This window comes from Gordonia prachuapensis (assembly GCF_036350515.1).
GTDB lineage: Bacteria > Actinomycetota > Actinomycetes > Mycobacteriales > Mycobacteriaceae > Gordonia > Gordonia prachuapensis.
In genome coordinates, this window is the sequence record NZ_JAZDUE010000008.1 from 36,628 (window position 1) to 54,541 (window position 17,914).

The following is a 17,914-nucleotide window of genomic DNA, read 5'->3' on the forward strand; positions in this document are numbered from 1 at the left end:
CAGTCGTCACGTTCCCCCACCCTCCGAGGTCTGCCTTGCGGAAATCGCACCGAGCCGTGGCCGGTCGGATGAGTTTAAGCGGGGCGGTGCGCGACCCGTGTGACCGCCGGGCCGAGTTGAGACGTCGCTCACATTGAGTTGGATCAGCTCAACTTTCTACTGCAGGTCGGGAACATTCCGCCGGTCGCACCCGTTGGACACTTCGAGAAACCTGAGCGGTGTAGGCTCAACCCAGGTTGACTCCGTCGCGTGTCTTGAGTAGGACATGAGTCGGATGCACTGAAGTTCAGGTTTCGAGAGAACTCGGATCGAGACGCACTGGGTGCAGACCCATGAACTAGGAGGAAATACATGTCTCGTGCAGTTGGAATCGACCTCGGTACCACCAACTCGGTGGTCTCCGTGCTCGAAGGCGGCGAAGCCGCCGTCATCGCCAACGCCGAAGGCTCCCGCACGACCCCGTCGGTCGTCGCGTTTGCGCGCAACGGCGAGGTCCTGGTCGGGCAGCCGGCAAAGAACCAGGCGGTCACCAACGTCGACCGCACCATCCGGTCGGTCAAGCGCCACATGGGCGAGGGCGACTGGTCCGTCGAGATCGATGACAAGAAGTACACCCCGCAGGAGATCAGCGCCCGCACGCTGCAGAAGCTGAAGCGCGACGCGGAGTCCTACCTGGGCGAGGACGTGACCGACGCGGTCATCACCGTGCCGGCCTACTTCAACGACGCCCAGCGTCAGGCCACCAAGGAAGCCGGCCAGATCGCCGGCCTCAACGTGCTGCGCATCGTCAACGAGCCCACCGCCGCGGCGCTTGCCTACGGCCTGGACAAGGGCGAGAGCGAACAGACCATCCTGGTGTTCGACCTCGGTGGCGGTACCTTCGACGTCTCGCTGCTGGAGATCGGCGACGGTGTCGTCGAGGTCCGCGCGACCTCCGGTGACAACCACCTCGGTGGTGACGACTGGGATCAGCGCATCGTCGACTGGCTCGTCGACAAGTTCAAGAGCCAGAACGGCATCGACCTGACCAAGGACAAGATGGCCATGCAGCGTCTGCGTGAGGCTGCGGAAAAGGCCAAGATCGAGCTGTCTGCTTCGCAGAGCACGTCGATCAATCTGCCCTACATCACCGTCGACGCCGAGAAGAACCCGCTGTTCCTCGATGAGCAGCTCTCGCGTAGCGAGTTCCAGAAGATCACCTCGGACCTGCTCGAGCGCACCCGTTCGCCGTTCCAGGCGGTCATCAAGGACGCCGGCATCGCTGTCGGCGACATCGACCACGTGGTGCTCGTCGGCGGTTCGACCCGTATGCCTGCCGTCACCGAGCTGGTGAAGGAACTGACCGGCGGGCAGGAGCCCAACAAGGGCGTCAACCCGGACGAGGTCGTCGCCGTGGGCGCGGCCCTGCAGGCCGGCGTGCTGCGCGGCGAGGTCAAGGATGTGCTGCTGCTCGACGTCACCCCGCTGAGCCTCGGTATCGAGACCAAGGGCGGCGTGATGCACAAGCTGATCGAGCGCAACACCACCATCCCGACCAAGCGGTCGGAGACCTACACCACCGCCGAGGACAACCAGCCGTCGGTGCAGATCCAGGTCTATCAGGGTGAGCGCGAGATCGCCTCGCACAACAAGCTGCTCGGCTCGTTCGAGCTCGGCGGCATCGCCCCGGCGCCGCAGGGTGTCCCGCAGATCGAGGTGACCTTCGACATCGACGCCAACGGCATCGTGCACGTCACCGCGAAGGACAAGGGCACCGGCAAGGAGAACTCCATCCGCATCCAGGAGGGCTCGGGCCTGAGCAAGGACGAGATCGACCGGATGATCAAGGACGCCGAGGCACACGCCGACGAGGACCGTCAGCGTCGCGAGGAGGCCGAGACCCGCAACCAGGCCGAGTCGCTGGTCAACCAGACCGAGAAGTTCCTCAAGGACAACGAGGACAAGGTTCCCGGCGAGGTCAAGGACAAGGTCAACGCGGCCATCTCCGAGGCACAGGAAGCGCTGAAGGGCACCGACATCGCGGCCATCAAGAGCGCGGTGGAGAAGCTCTCGGCCGAGTCGCAGGAGATGGGTCAGGCAATTTACGCCGCATCGGCCGCCGAGTCGCCCAACGGCGACGCACCCGAGGGTGAGTCGGCCGGTGGCGACAACGACGTCGTCGACGCCGAGGTGGTCGACGAGCCGTCGAACACCAGCGGGGACAACAAGTGACCGCTGGGGAGCCGGAAGGCGCACGCGAGCAGGAACCGGTCACGGTGACCGATCGTCGCCGCATCGACCCCGAAACGGGTGAGGTGCGCGAGGATCCGGCCGCCGGGCCGGGCCCGGCCGACGCCGAACCGGACACCGAGGTGACCGCAAACGGCGCAGAAGCCGAACCGGAGATCCCCGACGTCGCCGACGAGCGGGTCGCCGAGCTCACCGCCGATCTGCAGCGTGAGCGTGCCCAGTTCGCCAACTTCCGTCGGCGTGCCGCCGAGGAGAAGCAGGGCTCGGTGACCTACGGCAAGCAGTTGCTCATCGACAAGCTGCTGCCGGTCCTCGACGATCTCGACCGTGCCCGCGAGCACGGCGACCTCGACGCGGGGCCGCTGCGCAGCGTCGCCGACAAACTGGCCGGCGCTCTGTCGGCGGAAGGGCTCACCAAGTTCGGTGAACCCGGCGACGTGTTCGACCCCGAACTGCACGAAGCCGTTCAGCACGAGGGTGACGGGGCGGAGCCGGTGATCGGCGCGGTGTACCGCACCGGGTATCGGCTCGGCGACAAGGTCATCCGTCACGCGATGGTCACGGTGACCGATCCGGTCGATGTAGCCGGCGATCCGGCCGAACAGACTGGTGCACAATAAGCGCACTGGTCACTCCGCTCACCCCGCTCCCTGAGGAGCGAGGGGCGGCGACCCACCCGCTCCCTGAGGAGCGAGGAGGGGCGACCCACCCGCTCCCTGAGGAGCGAGGAGCGCTAGCGACGAGTGTCACGAAGGGGCGGACCCTTCGTGACGGACCTCCGCTAGCGCTCCGGCCCTCCTCAGGGATCGGGGTACACAACTTCATCCACACAACTTCATCCAGACAACTGAGATACCGAAGGAGGTGACGTCTGATGGCTCCACAACGAGAGTGGCTCGAACGCGACTTCTATCAGGACCTCGGCGTTGCTTCTGACGCTTCGACCGAGGACATCCAGAAGGCCTACCGCAAGCTCGCCAACGAGCTGCACCCGGACAAGAATCCCGGCAACACCGAGGCCGAGGACCGCTTCAAGCGGGTGTCCGAGGCCAAGAGCGTGCTGTCGGACCCGGAGAAGCGCAAAGAGTACGACGAGACCCGCGCCATGTTCGCCGGCGGACGATTCCGCGGCGGCGGCAATGGTTTCCCGGGTGGCGGCTTCCCCGGCGGCGGAGGAACCCACTACACGTCCACGACGGGTGCCGACTTCAACATCGGTGACCTGTTCGGCGGCGGTGGCGCCGGCGGCGGTGAATCCACCGGCGGGTTCGGCGACCTCTTCGAGGGCCTGTTCAACCGCGGCACGCGATCGTCGACGGCGACACGCCCGAAACGCGGCAACGACCTCGAGACCGAGACCACGCTGACCTTCAAGGACGCGGCGATGGGCACGACCGTGCCACTCCGCGTCACCAGCCCCGCACCGTGCACGACCTGTCACGGCAGTGGCGCCAAGCCCGGCACGAGTCCGCGGGTCTGCCCGAACTGCAACGGTTCCGGATTCGTCAGCCGCAACCAGGGGGCGTTCGGTTTCAGCGAACCGTGCCAGGACTGCCAGGGCACCGGATCGCGGATCGACGATCCGTGCACCGACTGCGACGGCAGCGGCGTCAAGGTGCGTGCCCGCACCATCAACGTCCGCATCCCCGCCGGCGTCGAAGACGGACAACGCATCCGGCTCGCCGGACAAGGCGAAGCCGGTCGACGCGGAGCACCGTCGGGCGACTTGTACGTCGTCGTGCACGTCACGCCGGACAAGGTGTTCAGCCGCAGCGGCAACGACCTCAAGGTGCAGCTGCCGGTCAGCATCTCCGAACTCGTGCTCGGCGCGACCGTGTCGGTCCCGACTCTCGACGGCAGCGTCGGGGTCAAGATCCCCGCCAACACCACCGACGGCCGCACCCTGCGTGTCCGGGGCCGCGGTGTCCCGAAGCGTTCGGGTGGCGCGGGTGACCTGCTCGTGACGGTCAAGGTCGCTGTACCGCCGAAGCTCGACGACGCCGCGGTCGAGGCCATGCGTCAGTACGCGGCCGCGGAGAAGGCAGCCGGATTCGATCCGCGCGCCGGGTGGGGGCGATGAGGATGGCCACCTACGACGACGATGCTGCGGCGACCTTTATGATCTCGGTCGCCGCGCAACTCGCCGGCATGCATGCGCAGACCCTGCGCACCTATGACCGGCTCGGCCTGGTCACCCCGCAACGCACCAGCGGCGGCGGCCGGCGGTACTCCGCCCGGGACGTCGAGGTGCTGCGTGAGATCCAGCGCCTGTCCCAGGAGGAGGGCGTCAACCTCGCCGGCATCAAGCGCATCATCGACCTGGAGAACCAGGTCGATGCGCTGCAACAACGGGTCCGCGAATTGCAGGCCGAGGTCGACAACGCGCCCGTGCGGCGCGGCGGCGAACTGGTCCCCGTGCCCCGCACGAGCGCGCTGGTGGTCTGGCAGCCCCGGCGCAAGCGCACCACCGACTGAGTCGAGGGTGCGGCCGCCCTGGCCGCGCGGTTCTGGCCGCACCTCCAGGTTCCGGCTTGGGGACGGTACTGCGGCCAGAAGCGACAGGTGCGGCCGGAACCGCGAAAGCGACCCGCTACCCTGACTCGGGACAACGTGGCGGGGAGACAAGGACGGGGACATGGCCGAGACCAGGAGCGCCCAGATCGCGGGCGATTCGGACTCGGACGGCTCGGTTCTGGGGATCTCCGTCGTCGAGGATCAGGTCGCATCCGTCGTGCGCAGCGCCGACGGAGCCATCATCGCCAGCAATCTGGTGGAACTGCCCGATCCGTCGGCGCAGAGCGCCGAGAACGCCATCCACGAGCTGGTCGATTCGGTCCCCTACGAGATCGACCGGATCGGCGTCGCCTGCGCCCGCCCTGCCACGCAGAGTTATTTGCAAGCCAATCTCACCCCCAGTACCGCGCGACCGGCCTGGTACGACAAGGTCACCGTCACCGACATGCCCGCCGCCCTGGCCGAGGTTGCCCGCACCACGGCAGCGGGGCGAGGCATCATCGCGGTCGTCGACCTGGACCGTTCGGCGGTTCCGTCGCCGGGATCCTCGGTGGTCACGCTCGACTCGGCGACCGGGGAAGTCCTCGGCACCGCCGAGTTCGCCTATGGATCACCCGGGCCCGTCACCGATCCCGCCAATGCGAGCGAGGTCGCGGATGCGGTGACTGCCGCACCCGGCGGGTCGTCGGTGACGTCGGTCGTCTGCACCGGTCCCGGCGCCGAGGTGCCCGGCGCACCTGAGGCCCTCGAGTACGCACTTGCCCGCCCGGTCACCGTGGCCGATCAGCCCGCACTGGCCGCCGCCCTCGGCGCGGCGGTGCTGTCCGGGAGCCGCCCGCGCGGTGCGGCAGGCGCCGTGTCGAACCGCCGGTGGTGGATGATCGGTGCCGCCCTGGTCGCAGCGCTGGCGCTCGGCGCGATCGCGGCGTCCGCGGTTTTCGCCGGCGTCGACGCCGCCGAGGACGAGGCGGCTCCCACCACGACGGTCACCGAGACGGCGCCGCCGTCGACGGTGACCCGAACCGCGGAACCGGTCACCGAGGTCCGCACCGACGTCGCAACCACCACGGTGACGCGGTCGGGCGAGCCGGTCACCCGCACGTCCACGGCCACCGAAACCGAGACACAGACCGAGACCGAAACCGTGACGGAGGCCCCGACGGCGACGGTCACCGAGACCGTGACGACGACGGTCACGACCGCGGCGCCGGGCGGACCGGGCGGCCAGCCGAATCCCTGACCGGGACTCAGACCACCGGGTCGTGCTGGATGAGGCTGGCGCGCGCGCCCGCGATCAGCATCCGCCGACGCGTCGCCTCGATCATCCGTGCCGATCCCGCGATCAGCACCTGATGGTCGTCCCACGGTCCGGCTGCCGCGGCGACCTCGGCGAGAGTGCCGATCTGGTGCTCGATTCCCAACGCCTCCGGTGTCGTCATCGCGGTGATCCACCACGGGTCCTCGGTCTGCTCGGAGACCGCCGTGACCCGCAGCCACGGGTTGGTCGTGGCGATCCGGCGCAGCACCGCGAGGTCGTAGAGTTCCCCGGGGTAGCGCATCCCGTAGAAGATGTGTGTCGACGGGGTGTCCGCCCGTTTGGACATCTCGATCAACAACGCGCGCAGGGGTGCCAGTCCGGTGCCGCCGGCGACCATCACGATCGGCCGGTCGTATTCGACGTGCAGGGTCCCGTGACCCTGCGCGAAGTACCAGGTGTCGCCGGCCCGGGTCTCGCCGACGATGGCGGTGCTGACCGCACCGCCCTGGACCGCTCGCACGTGGAACTCGAGTTCGCCGCGCGGGTTGGGCGGTATCGCCGGTGACAGGTTCCGCCACGCCTTGGGGCGCTGAGGAACCTGCACCTCCAGGTATTGGCCGGGCGCGAACCGCATCGGCGATGTGGTGAGCAACCGTACGACCGCGAGGTCGCGGGTGATCCGGAACTTCTCCACCACCTCGGCCGACCACAGCGCGGGATGCGGCGCGGTCTCGGCGGCGCCACGCATCACCCCGGTGGTCAGCATCATCGCCTGACTGACCGTCTGCGCGGTCTCGTCGTCCCAGTAGTCGCCGAGGATGGACGCGAACTCGGCGATCAGCGCCTGGTAGATGACGCCGTAGTGTTCCGGGCGCACACCGTACTTGCGGTGATCGCGTCCGAGCTGTGCCAGGAACTCCACCAGTTCCCCATGACCCTCGCGTTGGGGAATGACGTCGAGAACGTGATCGATGACGCGGAAGAAGGCGTCGCGCTGACCGGACATCACCGCGGGAAACAGCTCTCGCAGATCTGGATCGATCGAGAACATCCGGGTGTACACGTTCGAGGCGAAGCGATCAGGTTCGCGGCGGATCAACTCGCGGAGATGGTGGAGGGTGTGCCGTGAGTGGCTCGGCATGAGGCGCGTCACCTCCCCTGAATGCGTGTCGGTCCTTCGATGAGCGGATCTCCCGCCCACGACAGCCTAGCGGTCGCTGGACGACGACTTACGATCCATCAATCGATGTCGGGTTCGTCCGGACTGTGGCAATGTCGGGGAGGTGAGCTCGCTCGATGGTGTTGTTCCAGCCATAGTCGATGCCCACCTCCACCAGTGGAATCCGCGGACGACACCGTGGGCGGCGAATCGACTCTCCCGGCTGTACCGGTTCGTGCCGTCCTTCGGCGACCGGGTCTTCCCGATGGTCGTGTCGCAGGCCGACCGCGAGTACGTGCTGACGCCCAGCACCGTCGCGCGTGTCTACGAGCCGATGCAGTATCTCGCCGACACCTCACCTTTGTTCGACGGCGTCGGCACACGGGTGGACACGGTCGTGCACATGGAATCGCACTGGCGGGGCGACGAGGCGGCCGGGCGGCTGGACACGCCGGCCGGTCGGTCGGCGGTGGAGGAGACCCGGTACGTGACCGCGCTGCCGTTCGGAGAGGACTCACTCCCACGCCTCGGGGCGATCGTCGCCCACGCCGACCCGCGGGCCGAACGGTTCGGTGAGCTGCTCGACGAACATGCCGCCCTCACCGATCGTCTGCGCGGCATCCGCTGGATCACCACCCGCCACCCGGACCCGAAGATCCGCAACGGCGCCGACGCCGACGGCATCCTCGCGTCGCCCGCATTCCTGAAGGGGTTCGCCGACGTCGCCGAACGCCGCCTGGTGTTCGATGCCTTCGTGTACTCGCATCAGCTGTATGACGTCGTCACGCTGGCGCGGGAGTATCCGGAGGTCACGATCGTCGTCGATCACATCGGGGCGCCGGTGGGACTGTTCGGGCCCGTCGGTGCGCGCACCGGTGCGACGGCCGGTGCACGTGCGGACATCCTGCGGCTGTGGCGCGAGCGGATGTTCACGCTCGCCTCCTGTCCCAACGTGATGGTGAAGCTGTCCGGGCTCGGTCTGCCGGTCCTCGGCTATGGGAGGGAACGCTGGGGCAATGTCGGGAGTCGTGCGACGCTCACCGAGATGATCGGCCCCCTCGTCGATCACGCGTTCGCCAACTTCGGTCCGGATCGTCTGATCTTCGGCTCCAACTTCCCGATCGACAAGCCGAACGTCTCGTTCGACATGATCGTCGGTGCCCTGATCGACCTCATCGCGCCGCGTGGGGGCGACTATGCGCTCGCGAATGTGTTCCGGGAGAATGCGTTACGTGTGTACAGCATCGACTAGACGCGCGCTCCCGTTGATCGAGTAGCCCGGAGCGCGCTCCTCCCGCTGATCGAGTAGCCCGGAGCGCTAGCGGAGGGTGTATCGAGATCTCTTGCGCTGCTGTGGGTCTCGATACGGCCTCGGCTAGCGCCTCGGCCTACTCGACCGGCGGTTGGGGTGTCTTCTCGTTGGTCGAGTGGCTGGGGCGCGTCTTTTTCGTTGATCGAGTGCCCGGGGCGCGTCCCTCCCGTTGATCGAGTAGCCCGGAGCGCTAGCGGGGGGTGTATCGAGATCTCTTGCGCTGCTGTGGGTCTCGATACGGCCTCGGCTAGCGCCTCGGCCTACTCGACCAGCGGTTGGGGAGTTTCGGCCAGCGAAAAACCAGCTTCGTCTACTCCACCAACGGCTTCGCCCGCCGCAACCACCACCGACGACGCTGGGGCGTCGGCACCGGCACGTCGAGGAGCGCGCGCCGGACGATGTCGGTGAACTCTGCACACGTCGGGTACCGGTCGGCGGGGTTCTTGGCGAGAGCCTTGGCGAACACCGAGTTCAACGCCGACGGCAGCCACGGCTGGGTCTTGGTGAGGCGTGGGATCGGGTCGTGCAGGTGGGCGTAGGTGATGGCGAACGCGGTGGCCCGCGGGAACGGGGGTTCGCCGGTGAGCAGCTCGAACAAGCTTGCCGCCAACGCATACTGATCGGTGGCCGGCGAGATCCTGCTGGCGGTGAGCAATTCGGGTGCGGCGTACGCGATCGACCCCTGCACGCGACCGTTGCGGGCGAGTGGCCGCGCGTCATCGAGCAATTGCGCGATCCCGAAATCCGTCAGCACCGCACGTGTCGGTGTCGAAGTCGTGGACACGATGATGTTGGCGGGCTTCACATCTCGATGGAGCACCTCGCAGCTGTGCGCGTAGTCGAGGGCGTCGGCGATCTGACGTCCGATCTCCACGGTTGCGGCGACCTCGGCCTGTGTCGGGTGCGGTCCGACGAGTTCGTTGGCCGACACCCCGGCCACGTACTCCATCGTCATCCACAGAACCGTTGCGGGCGTGCGGTTGTCGACCCCGAGTTCGTCGATGTCCAGTTCACCGCGGGCGTGCATGTGGACGATGTTGGGATGATCGAGCAGGGAGGCGATCGAGAACTCCCGTTCGAAACGCTCACGGATGCGTTGCTGATCGGCGGATCGGGTGTGGAGCACCTTGAGCGCAAGCGGTTCCGGATGCGATGCGGTGTGGACGCGGTACACCTCGGCGCTGCTGCCGCTTCCCAGGAAGGCATCGATGTGGTGGTCGGCCACCACGTCACCGGCGGCGAACACCACATCGGTGTCGTCGCGGGTGCGCCGATCGGCGCGGTGCGGCGTGGTCATCGTGTCGACCGCTACTCGTCGACGATCTGCGCTTGGAAATCGTTCACCCGGACCATTGTGCCGGGTCACGGGGCAGATCGCCGCAGCGTCACCCCGGTGGCGGAGGCCCGCCCGGCCCACCGGGACCCCCGGGGCCGCCCGGTCCGCCACCCCCGGCGGGCGGGGCGCCCATACTCGCCTGGTTGTCCTCCCGCGCGGCCACGCCGATGGTGATCGAGATGTCCATGCCGTCGGCGGGTGTGCCCTCGACGGTGGCCAGCTCCGCGTCCCACCCGTCGCCGAAGACGTTGTCGGACGCCAACGTCACGTCCGACATGTTGGACACGCTCTGCGTGTAGCCGCTGTCGTGGTCGAACACCGCGGTGCAGGCGTCCTCGGGGAGCGCGATCTGCGAGGTGAGCCGGGCGTCGGAACCGGCGACGGCCTGCTCCAGGGAGTCGAACACCTCGAAGTGGATGTGCGGCCAGCGGCCCGCGTAGCAGGCGGGGAAGATCGTGGTGAACCGCACGACCCCCTCGGCGTCGGCGACCTGCACGCCACGCAGATAGTTCTGGTCGGCGACGTCGTCGCTGTACATCGAGTAGTTGCCGGCGCGGTCGCAATGCCACACGTAGACGGCCATGCCCTCGCCGGGCGAGCAGTCGGCGACCAGGTCCTGCATGGTGATCGTCAGGGTGGCGGGCACGCCCTCGGCGGTGCCGGAGGCGTCGCCAAAACTCGATCGGATGTCGCTGCGGACGATCCCGGACGCGATCAGCACGTTGGGGCCGTTGGAACCGTCGCCGGGGTAGGGGCCGGCGGTCTCACCGGGAGCTGCGGGAGCACAACCCTGTGCGGTGCCCGATGTGCCGGACGCGGCCGCCGACGACGTCGACGATTCGCCGGTGGTGGATGTGCCGTTGCCGCAGGCCGCCGCGGTGGTCGCGACGGCGCCGGTCGCAAACAACATCAGTGCGCGTCGGCGACTGAGATTTCGCAGGTCGAACCGCAGTCCGCGGTCGTGGTCATGTGTTTCGGGCCGCATGTCGCCAACGTACAAAGCGGACGTTCCGCTCGTCCCGGAAAGCGCTGTGCGGTCCCTGTGAACCGTCCTTTCCGGACCACCGGCAGCGGGCCGTTCCGTTCGCCGCTGCCGCCTACAGTGAGGACATGACCGACGTCATCAGCCCCGATTCGCTCATCGCCGAACTGCCCGACGGGATGGTGGTGACCGACCCCGACATCCTCGGCGGGTATCGGCAGGATCGCGCGTTCGACCCGGATGCCGGTACCCCGTTGGCACTGGTGCGGCCGACGACGACGGCAGAGGTGCAGACCGTGGTGCGCTGGTGCGCCCACCACCGGGTACCGCTGGTCACTCGGGGTGCGGGCACGAGCCTGTCGGGCGGGTCGACCGCCGTCGACGGCGCGCTGGTGTTGTCGACGGAGAAGATGCGCGGCCTCGTCATCGATACCGCGACACGAACCGCGGTGGTGCAGCCGGGCCTGTTCAATGCCGAGGTGAAGGCGGCCGCCGCGGCCCATGGCCTGTGGTATCCGCCGGACCCGTCGTCGTTCGAGATCTGCTCGATCGGCGGCAACGTCGCCACCAACGCGGGCGGGCTGTGTTGCGTGAAATACGGCGTCACCACCGACTACGTGCTCGGCCTCGAAGTGGTACTGGCCGACGGCCGCGCGATGCGCCTCGGCGGCAAACAACTCAAGGACTCGGCCGGACTGCCGCTGACCAAGCTGTTCGTCGGCAGCGAAGGGGTGCTCGGCATCGTCACCGAGGTCACTCTGCGGCTGCTGCCACCCCAGGCTCCGGCGTGCACGGTCGTCGGCAGTTTCGCCTCGGTGCACCAGGCGAGTGAGGCGGTCCTGGCGATCACCGCGCAGATCCGCCCGGCGATGCTGGAGTTCATGGATTCGGTGTCCATCAACGCCGTCGAGGACATGCTGCGGATGGGCCTCGACCGGCAGGCCGGCGCGCTGGTGGTGGCGCAATCGGATGCGCCCGGCCCGGCCGGCGCCGCAGAGGTCGAGATCATCGAGCGTGCGTTCGCCGAGCACGGTGCCGCCGAGGTGTTCGCCACCGACGACCCTCAGGAGGGGGAGGCCTTCACTGCCGCACGACGAGCGGCCATCCCGGCGGTGGAGAAGCTGGGCTCACTACTGCTCGAAGACGTCGGGGTCGCGTTACCGCAGCTCCCGGCGCTGATCGACGGCGTCGCGGCGATCGCTTCCGAGCGCCGGGTGATGATCTCCGTGATCGCACATGCCGGGGACGGCAACACCCATCCGCTGATCGTGTTCGACCCCGCCGACACCGACGAACACGACCGGGCGCAGCTCGCGTTCGGGGAGATCATGGACCTCGCCATCTCGCTCGGCGGCACCATCACCGGCGAGCACGGGGTGGGTCGACTCAAGAAGGGCTGGCTGCCGAACCAGGTCGGCGACGACGTCATGGACCTCACTGCGACCATCAAGAACGCCCTCGACCCACACGGACTGCTCAACCCGGGAGTGATCCTCTGAGCTGGGAAAACGGTAGATGAAAAAAGCTTCATCTTCCCCTCATGAACGAATCACGCACACCGTTCATGGTTGTGATCATGAACATCACCCGCCCCCTCGTCGCACTCGTCGTGATCGGTGCGGCCGCTGTCGCCGTCGTCGCCGGCTTTGTCCTGACCCGGTCACCCGGACCCGACCTCGATCCCTCGCCGGTGGTGGTCAGCGTGCCGCCTGAACCCACCAGCAGCACTCCCGCCGCACCCCCGGTTCCGCAGGCGCCCCCGGCGCCACGCGTCGTCGACCGCGATGACGACGACCGAACTGACGACTGGGGAGACGACGACTGGGACGATCGCCCCGCGCCTCAGAATCCCGCGCCCCAGAATCCCGCGCCCCCTGTGGACGACTTCGACGACGACGCGGATGACGACCTGGACGACGGCACCGACGACATCGACGATGATGATGCCGGCGACGATGACTGATCCGACTCCCACCGAACGTTTCCCGCAGCCGACCGAACACACTCGGCCGCTTGCGTGGAGCGACGTGGAGTCATCCGCGACACCCGCCGGCGACACGGCAGCGGCTGGCGGGCAACGGTCACCAGAGCCACCGCTGAGCGAGCCCGGACTCCCGGAACCCGCTGGACCGGACTTCCCGTCGGAGCCGTCGACACTCACAGCCGAGGCGGGCACCCGTCGTCGATTCCGCACAGGTGCGGCGTTGCCGGCACGCTGGCGGATCGCCGCGTGGATCATGCTCACCACCTTCGTCGTCCTGGTCGTGGTCACGCTGACCGCGCGCAACCTGCTGCTCCGCGACGCGGACGTCCGCGCGAACGGTGATGTCACTCAAGAGGTCGACGAGTTCCGCACCTTCGCCGCCGAAGGCGTCGACCCCACCACCTCGCAACCGTTCACCTCCGTGACGCGGATGCTCGAGGTGTACATGGCCCGGCAATCACCGGTCCCCGGTGAGGTGATGGCCGGCGTCGTCGGCGATCAGGTGATCCAGGGGCCGGGGGAGCCCGGACCGTTGTTCACCGATCCCACGCTCTTGGCCACGATCACCGGCGCAGCGGCATCGGGTGGGGTGATGGACACCTCCGCCGGACCGATGCGTTGGGGCCGGGTCCAGATCGACAACGTCCAAGGTGGCAGCGGAATCTTCGTCGTGGCGGTGTTCACCGACCAGGCACGCGAACTGGTCGATCGCACCATGCGCACGATCGCGATCGTCGGCCTGGGCGGCCTGGTCCTGACCACCGGCATCGCCTACTTCGTCGCCGGACGCATCCTGGCACCTGTACGCACGGTGCGTCGAGTGGCTGCCGACATCGGCAAGAACGACCTGACTGCTCGCGTCCCGGTGGTCGGCCGCGATGACGTGGCCGCGCTTGCGGCGACGTTCAACGAGATGCTCGACCGCATCGAGCAGGCGTACATGACGCAGCGTCAGTTCGTCGATGACGCCGGACACGAACTGCGGACACCGATCACGATCGTGCGGGGACACCTCGAACTGCTGTCCGACGACCCCGAGGAGCGACGCGCCACGCTCGCCCTCGTGGACAGCGAGCTGGTCCGGATGGGCCGCATCGTCAGTGATCTGCTGATGCTGGCCAAGGCCGAGCAACCCGACTTCGTCGTCGCGCGGTCCGTCGATGCGGCGGGACTCGTCCTCGACATCGAATCGAAGGTGCAGACGATCGGCGACCGTCGTTGGCTTCTCATGGAACTCGCCGAAGGCAGCTGCCGGGTCGATCCGGAACGGATCACCCAGGCCATGGTGCAGCTCGCGGCGAATGCTGTGTCGCACACCGAGGACGACTCCACGATCCGACTCGGGTCACGCTTTGTCGGCGAGGGTGAGCGGCGACGGTTCTCGATCTGGATCACCGACGAGGGACCCGGTGTCCGACAGGAGGACGCCGCCGCGATCTTCGAGCGGTTCCAGCGCGGTGCCGACCGCACCGGCAGCGCCAACCGTTCCGGGGCAGGACTGGGACTGGCTATCGTCCGGGCCATCGCCGACGCCCACCACGGTTCGGCCTGGGTGCGCAGCGTACCCGGGGAGGGAGCGACCTTCGGTCTCGATCTACCGTCGCCGGATCCTCAGACCCTGTACGTCACACCGACGCCCGGACCCGAGGTGAATCGATGAGCCGCATACTGATCGCCGAGGACGACCACCACATCGCGTCCTTCGTGGGCAAGGGTCTGCGTGCTGCCGGCTACTCCGTCGAGCACGTCGCCGACGGCGACACGGCACTCATGATGGCGCGCGACGGATCGTTCGACATGGTCATCCTCGACATCGGATTGCCCGGCATGGACGGATTCACTGTGCTCCGCCAGATGCGCGGCGAAGGCGTCGCCACCCCGGTGGTGGTGCTGACCGCCCGTGACAGCGTGACCGACACAGTCGCCGGTCTCGAGGGCGGCGCCAACGATTACATGACCAAGCCGTTCCAGTTCGCCGAACTGCTGGCGCGGGTGCGTCTGCGTCTCGTCGCGGACACCGGTGCGGGGTCCGAATCCGCACTCTCCCTGGGAGATCTACGTCTGGACCTGCGTTCCCGCCGAGCCCATGTGGGTGACGCGGCCGTCGACCTCACCGCACGCGAGTTCGCGTTGCTCGAGGTGTTTCTCCGGCACCCCGACCAGGTCCTGTCGCGTGAACAGATCCTCGGACACGTGTGGGGTTACGACTTCGACCCGGCATCCAACGTGGTCGACGTGTACGTCCGCGCACTGCGCGCCAAGATCGGGACGCAGCGCCTCGAGACCGTCCGCGGCATGGGATACCGGCTGCGATGACCATCACCGAGTACTCGACATCTCCGCCGAGAGCGCAGTCGTACCGTCCGAGAACGCTGCGCCGGCAACCGATACCGGACCACACCGCACCGCGTCGCCGCCCAAAGATCACCGCACACGGCGTCCGTGCCGGCCTGGGTGCTGCCATCGCCGTCGTCCTGGCCGGGTATGTACTCGGTGCGGGATGGCGTGGCGACCTGGACATCGACGCGGTCGTCACCCTGCTGGTGTTCGTCGTCGCCGTGTGGATGTGGATCTTCGCTTCCATCGACGACACCTACGTGGCCCTGGGGGCGGCGCTCGCACTCGTCGTGGTCGGTGCCGTCGACACCGAGACCTTCACCGAGACACTCGGTTCCGAACTCATCTGGCTGATGGTGGGTGCGTTCGTCATCGCAGCGGCGATCACGGCATCCGGGCTGTCGGCGCGCCTGTCGGCACGAGTCCTGACATGGGCGCGAACACCCCGCCACCTGGTCCACCTCGTCACTCTCGCGCTGCTGATCACCACGTTCGCGATCCCGTCGACGTCGGGGCGTGCGGCCATCGCGCTACCGGTGTTCCTCGCCCTTGCCGCGGTCCTACGGGACCGGGCGCGTCTGGTGTTGTGTCTCGCACTGGTGTTCCCCGCGGTGATCCTGTTCTCCGCCATCGGTTCTCTCCTCGGCGCGGGCGCGCACCTCATCACCAGCCAGATCCTCGACACCACCATTGGTTCCGGCATCGACTATCTGACCTGGGCGATGCTCGGGATGCCGCTCGCGATCCTCTGGTCGCATCTGGCCGCCGAGGTCGCGCTGTGGATCTTCACCAACCATGCCGAAAGAGCGACGCCGCTCCGCATCACACGCGAGGCGGTCGGAGCGATCACCGCCGCACCGATCCATGGACCGTTCTCGACGCCGCAGCGTCGTCTGCTGTGGACTCTCGGCGTCGTGATCGTGTTGTGGTGCACGGAATCCGTCCACGGTCTCTCCCCGGCGATCGTCGCCATGCTCGGCGCACTGGTGGCGACGGCACCGGCGGTCGGGGCGACGACCATGCCGGCGGCGGTCAAGACCATCCCCTGGACGCTGTTGCTGTTCATGGCGGCGACCATCGCGCTCGGTGTCGCCCTGTCGGAAACCGGTGCAGCGCAATGGCTCGCCGATCAGGCGTTCGGGTCGATCCGAGATCAGGGCCCGGCCGGTGCGATTTCCTTCGTGGTCGTCGTGGTGGTGATCTCGCTCGCCGCCCACCTGGTGATGCAGTCGCGGTCCGCCCGGTCTGCGGTCCTGGTGCCCATCGTGGTGGCGACCGCTCCGCTGGTCGGCGTCGACCCGGCAGCGGCCGCGTTCATCTCCACTGCCGCAGCAGGTTTCTGCATCACCTTCACCAGTTCGGCGAAGCCCGTCGCGATGTTCGCCGCCTCGGAGACCGTCCCCGGCTATGACAGTCGCCACCTGCTCAGCCTCGCCGCCGTGTTGGCGCCGATCTCGCTCGGGCTCCTGCTCGCATTCGCCTTCTGGGTGTGGCCGGCACTCGGTCTGCCCTTGCTCGCTTCCTGATCTGCCGACAAATCATCGCTCGTCCCGTCACCCCTGGAGGAACCCATGCCCATTTCCGTACCGCAGCGTATTCTGGTGGCTCCCAGCGGCTTCAAGGAGAGCCTCGACGCCGACTCGGTGGCGTCGGCGATCTGCGCCGGCATCCGACGTACCCTGCCCGGCGTGCGGATCGACGTCGCCCCGATCGCCGACGGTGGTGAGGGGACCGCACGTATCCTCGCCGATGCCGCCGGCGGTCGTCTCCACGAGCAGACGGTGACCGGGCCGACCGGACTGCCGGTGCGTGCGCAGTGGGCCGAAATCGGACCGCGTGACTCGCGGATCGCGGTGGTCGAGATGGCCTCGGCAGCCGGTCTGTCTCTGGTGCCTCGGGATCAGCGCGATCCCGGCGCCACCACGACCTACGGGGTGGGTGAACTGATCGCGGCTGCGCTGGACGCCGGGGTGGCGAGAATCCTCGTCGGGTGCGGCGACTCCGGCACATGTGACGGGGGCGCCGGGGCGCTGCAGGCGCTGGGCGCGCGGATTCTTGACGCCGACGGGCGGGAGATCGGCTCGGGTGGTTATGAACTCGCGTTCGGTCGAGGATTGGACACCTCCGGCATCCATCGACGCCTCGCCGAGGTGGAGGTGGTGTTGGCCTGCAACCCGCACAACGTACTCACCGGCCCGCAGGGCGTCGCGCGGGTGTTCGGTCCGCAGAAGGGCGCGTCGCCGGAACAGGTGCAGGAACTGTCGGACGCACTGGACAACTGGGCGACTGTCCTAGAACGCCACGGTGGCGCACCGGGCGCTGATCTGCGCACCGGAATGGGAACCGGGGCATCCGGTGGCCTGGGCGCCGGTCTGGCCGGCGGCATCGGTGCAGTCCTGCGCTCGCGGTTCGACGCGCTGCTGGACTCCGGGCTGTCGGGAATCGACCTCGATCGGCGAATCCGTAAGGCGGACCTGGTGATCACCGCCGAGGGTTCCATCGACTTCCAAACCCCGCACGGCAAGGTGCCTGCCGAGGTCGCACGCCGCGCGCAGCGTCACGGTGTTCCCGTGCTGGCGTTGGCCGGATCGCTCGGCGAAGGAGCGCCGTCGGTGCACGACGTCGGGATCGCGGCGATCGCGTCCATCATCGCGGTGCCGATGCCGCTGTCCGAAGCGGTCGCCAACGGCGCCGAACTGCTGGCCGATGCGGCCGAGCGCACCATGCGGATGATCCTGCTGGGTGGCGCGGTCTCGGCGCGCAGTGGTCACAAGCGGCGCAAGAAGGCGTCCTGAGGGGCACC

General features: G+C 68.0%; 15 protein-coding genes. 12 read left to right on the plus strand and 3 right to left on the minus strand.

Annotated elements, in window-relative coordinates:
* Positions 1–351 precede the first annotated feature (351 nt).
* From dnaK to V1Y59_RS10980, 5 genes are all read left to right on the plus strand, one after another.
* The gene (gene dnaK / locus V1Y59_RS10960; protein ID WP_330435628.1) at positions 352–2,211 is read left to right on the plus strand and encodes a molecular chaperone DnaK; all 1,860 of its coding nucleotides are present in this window, start codon (positions 352–354) and stop codon (positions 2,209–2,211) included.
* A complete protein-coding gene (gene grpE, locus V1Y59_RS10965; RefSeq protein ID WP_330504995.1) occupies positions 2,208–2,849 on the plus strand; it encodes a nucleotide exchange factor GrpE in 642 nt (213 codons plus the stop codon). The genes dnaK and grpE overlap by 4 nt, the downstream gene beginning before the upstream one ends.
* A gap of 254 nt (positions 2,850–3,103) precedes the next feature.
* Positions 3,104–4,309, plus strand: coding sequence for a molecular chaperone DnaJ (gene dnaJ / locus V1Y59_RS10970; protein WP_330504996.1), 1,206 nt, complete (start codon positions 3,104–3,106; stop codon positions 4,307–4,309).
* Positions 4,310–4,311: 2 nt separating this feature from the next.
* Positions 4,312–4,704, plus strand: a complete 393-nt coding sequence (locus V1Y59_RS10975) for a heat shock protein transcriptional repressor HspR (protein WP_330436006.1) — start codon at positions 4,312–4,314, stop codon at positions 4,702–4,704.
* A gap of 160 nt (positions 4,705–4,864) precedes the next feature.
* Entirely contained in the window at positions 4,865–5,983 is a 1,119-nt protein-coding gene (locus tag V1Y59_RS10980) for a DUF7159 family protein (RefSeq protein ID WP_330504997.1), read from the plus strand.
* Positions 5,984–5,990: 7 nt separating this feature from the next.
* On the opposite strand, the gene V1Y59_RS10985 is transcribed toward V1Y59_RS10980, so the two are convergent.
* Positions 5,991–7,142: an FAD-binding oxidoreductase gene (locus tag V1Y59_RS10985; protein ID WP_330504998.1), complete on the minus strand. Its 1,152-nt coding sequence runs from the start codon at positions 7,140–7,142 to the stop codon at positions 5,991–5,993.
* 142 nt (positions 7,143–7,284) lie between these two features.
* On the opposite strand from V1Y59_RS10985, the gene V1Y59_RS10990 reads away from it, so the two are divergent.
* Entirely contained in the window at positions 7,285–8,412 is a 1,128-nt protein-coding gene (locus V1Y59_RS10990) for an amidohydrolase family protein (protein WP_330504999.1), read from the plus strand.
* Between the two features lie 370 nt (positions 8,413–8,782).
* Here V1Y59_RS10990 and V1Y59_RS10995 read toward each other — a convergent pair whose 3' ends face one another.
* Together V1Y59_RS10995 and V1Y59_RS11000 are read right to left on the minus strand one after the other, a co-directional pair.
* A complete protein-coding gene (locus V1Y59_RS10995) occupies positions 8,783–9,769 on the minus strand; it encodes a serine/threonine-protein kinase (RefSeq protein WP_330505000.1) in 987 nt (328 codons plus the stop codon).
* An 88-nt stretch (positions 9,770–9,857) separates the two neighbouring features.
* On the minus strand, positions 9,858–10,793 hold the full coding sequence (locus V1Y59_RS11000) for a dioxygenase family protein (protein ID WP_330505001.1): 936 nt from the start codon (positions 10,791–10,793) through the stop codon (positions 9,858–9,860).
* A 125-nt stretch (positions 10,794–10,918) separates the two neighbouring features.
* Between V1Y59_RS11000 and V1Y59_RS11005 the strand changes: the two genes are divergently transcribed.
* The 6 genes from V1Y59_RS11005 to V1Y59_RS11030 all read left to right on the plus strand — a co-directional run bounded on the left by V1Y59_RS11005 (position 10,919) and on the right by V1Y59_RS11030 (position 17,906).
* Positions 10,919–12,289, plus strand: a complete 1,371-nt coding sequence (locus tag V1Y59_RS11005; RefSeq protein WP_330505002.1) for an FAD-binding oxidoreductase — start codon at positions 10,919–10,921, stop codon at positions 12,287–12,289.
* Between the two features lie 41 nt (positions 12,290–12,330).
* A complete protein-coding gene (locus tag V1Y59_RS11010; protein WP_330505004.1) occupies positions 12,331–12,753 on the plus strand; it encodes a hypothetical protein in 423 nt (140 codons plus the stop codon).
* Positions 12,754–13,027: 274 nt separating this feature from the next.
* A complete protein-coding gene (locus V1Y59_RS11015; protein ID WP_330505167.1) occupies positions 13,028–14,434 on the plus strand; it encodes a sensor histidine kinase in 1,407 nt (468 codons plus the stop codon).
* Positions 14,431–15,090, plus strand: a complete 660-nt coding sequence (locus tag V1Y59_RS11020; RefSeq protein ID WP_330505005.1) for a response regulator transcription factor — start codon at positions 14,431–14,433, stop codon at positions 15,088–15,090. The genes V1Y59_RS11015 and V1Y59_RS11020 overlap by 4 nt, the downstream gene beginning before the upstream one ends.
* Positions 15,087–16,637, plus strand: a complete 1,551-nt coding sequence (locus V1Y59_RS11025) for an SLC13 family permease (protein ID WP_330505006.1) — start codon at positions 15,087–15,089, stop codon at positions 16,635–16,637. Before V1Y59_RS11020 ends, V1Y59_RS11025 begins: the two co-directional genes overlap by 4 nt.
* 45 nt (positions 16,638–16,682) lie before the next feature.
* Positions 16,683–17,906, plus strand: a complete 1,224-nt coding sequence (locus V1Y59_RS11030; RefSeq protein WP_330505007.1) for a glycerate kinase family protein — start codon at positions 16,683–16,685, stop codon at positions 17,904–17,906.
* Positions 17,907–17,914: the final 8 nt, after the last annotated feature.

Bases quoted from the DNA above. Each gene is read 5' to 3' on its own strand.
- dnaK (WP_330435628.1), top strand. From the start codon at position 352: ATGTCTCGTGCAGTTGGAATCGACCTCGGTACCACCAACTCGGTGGTC.
- dnaJ (WP_330504996.1), top strand. From the start codon at position 3,104: ATGGCTCCACAACGAGAGTGGCTCGAACGCGACTTCTATCAGGACCTC.
- V1Y59_RS10975 (WP_330436006.1), top strand. From the start codon at position 4,312: ATGGCCACCTACGACGACGATGCTGCGGCGACCTTTATGATCTCGGTC.
- V1Y59_RS10980 (WP_330504997.1), top strand. From the start codon at position 4,865: ATGGCCGAGACCAGGAGCGCCCAGATCGCGGGCGATTCGGACTCGGAC.
- V1Y59_RS10985 (WP_330504998.1), bottom strand. From the start codon at position 7,142: ATGCCGAGCCACTCACGGCACACCCTCCACCATCTCCGCGAGTTGATC.
- V1Y59_RS10995 (WP_330505000.1), bottom strand. From the start codon at position 9,769: ATGACCACGCCGCACCGCGCCGATCGGCGCACCCGCGACGACACCGAT.
- V1Y59_RS11000 (WP_330505001.1), bottom strand. From the start codon at position 10,793: ATGCGGCCCGAAACACATGACCACGACCGCGGACTGCGGTTCGACCTG.
- V1Y59_RS11005 (WP_330505002.1), top strand. From the start codon at position 10,919: ATGACCGACGTCATCAGCCCCGATTCGCTCATCGCCGAACTGCCCGAC.
- V1Y59_RS11010 (WP_330505004.1), top strand. From the start codon at position 12,331: ATGAACGAATCACGCACACCGTTCATGGTTGTGATCATGAACATCACC.
- V1Y59_RS11015 (WP_330505167.1), top strand. From the start codon at position 13,028: ATGCTCACCACCTTCGTCGTCCTGGTCGTGGTCACGCTGACCGCGCGC.
- V1Y59_RS11020 (WP_330505005.1), top strand. From the start codon at position 14,431: ATGAGCCGCATACTGATCGCCGAGGACGACCACCACATCGCGTCCTTC.
- V1Y59_RS11025 (WP_330505006.1), top strand. From the start codon at position 15,087: ATGACCATCACCGAGTACTCGACATCTCCGCCGAGAGCGCAGTCGTAC.
- V1Y59_RS11030 (WP_330505007.1), top strand. From the start codon at position 16,683: ATGCCCATTTCCGTACCGCAGCGTATTCTGGTGGCTCCCAGCGGCTTC.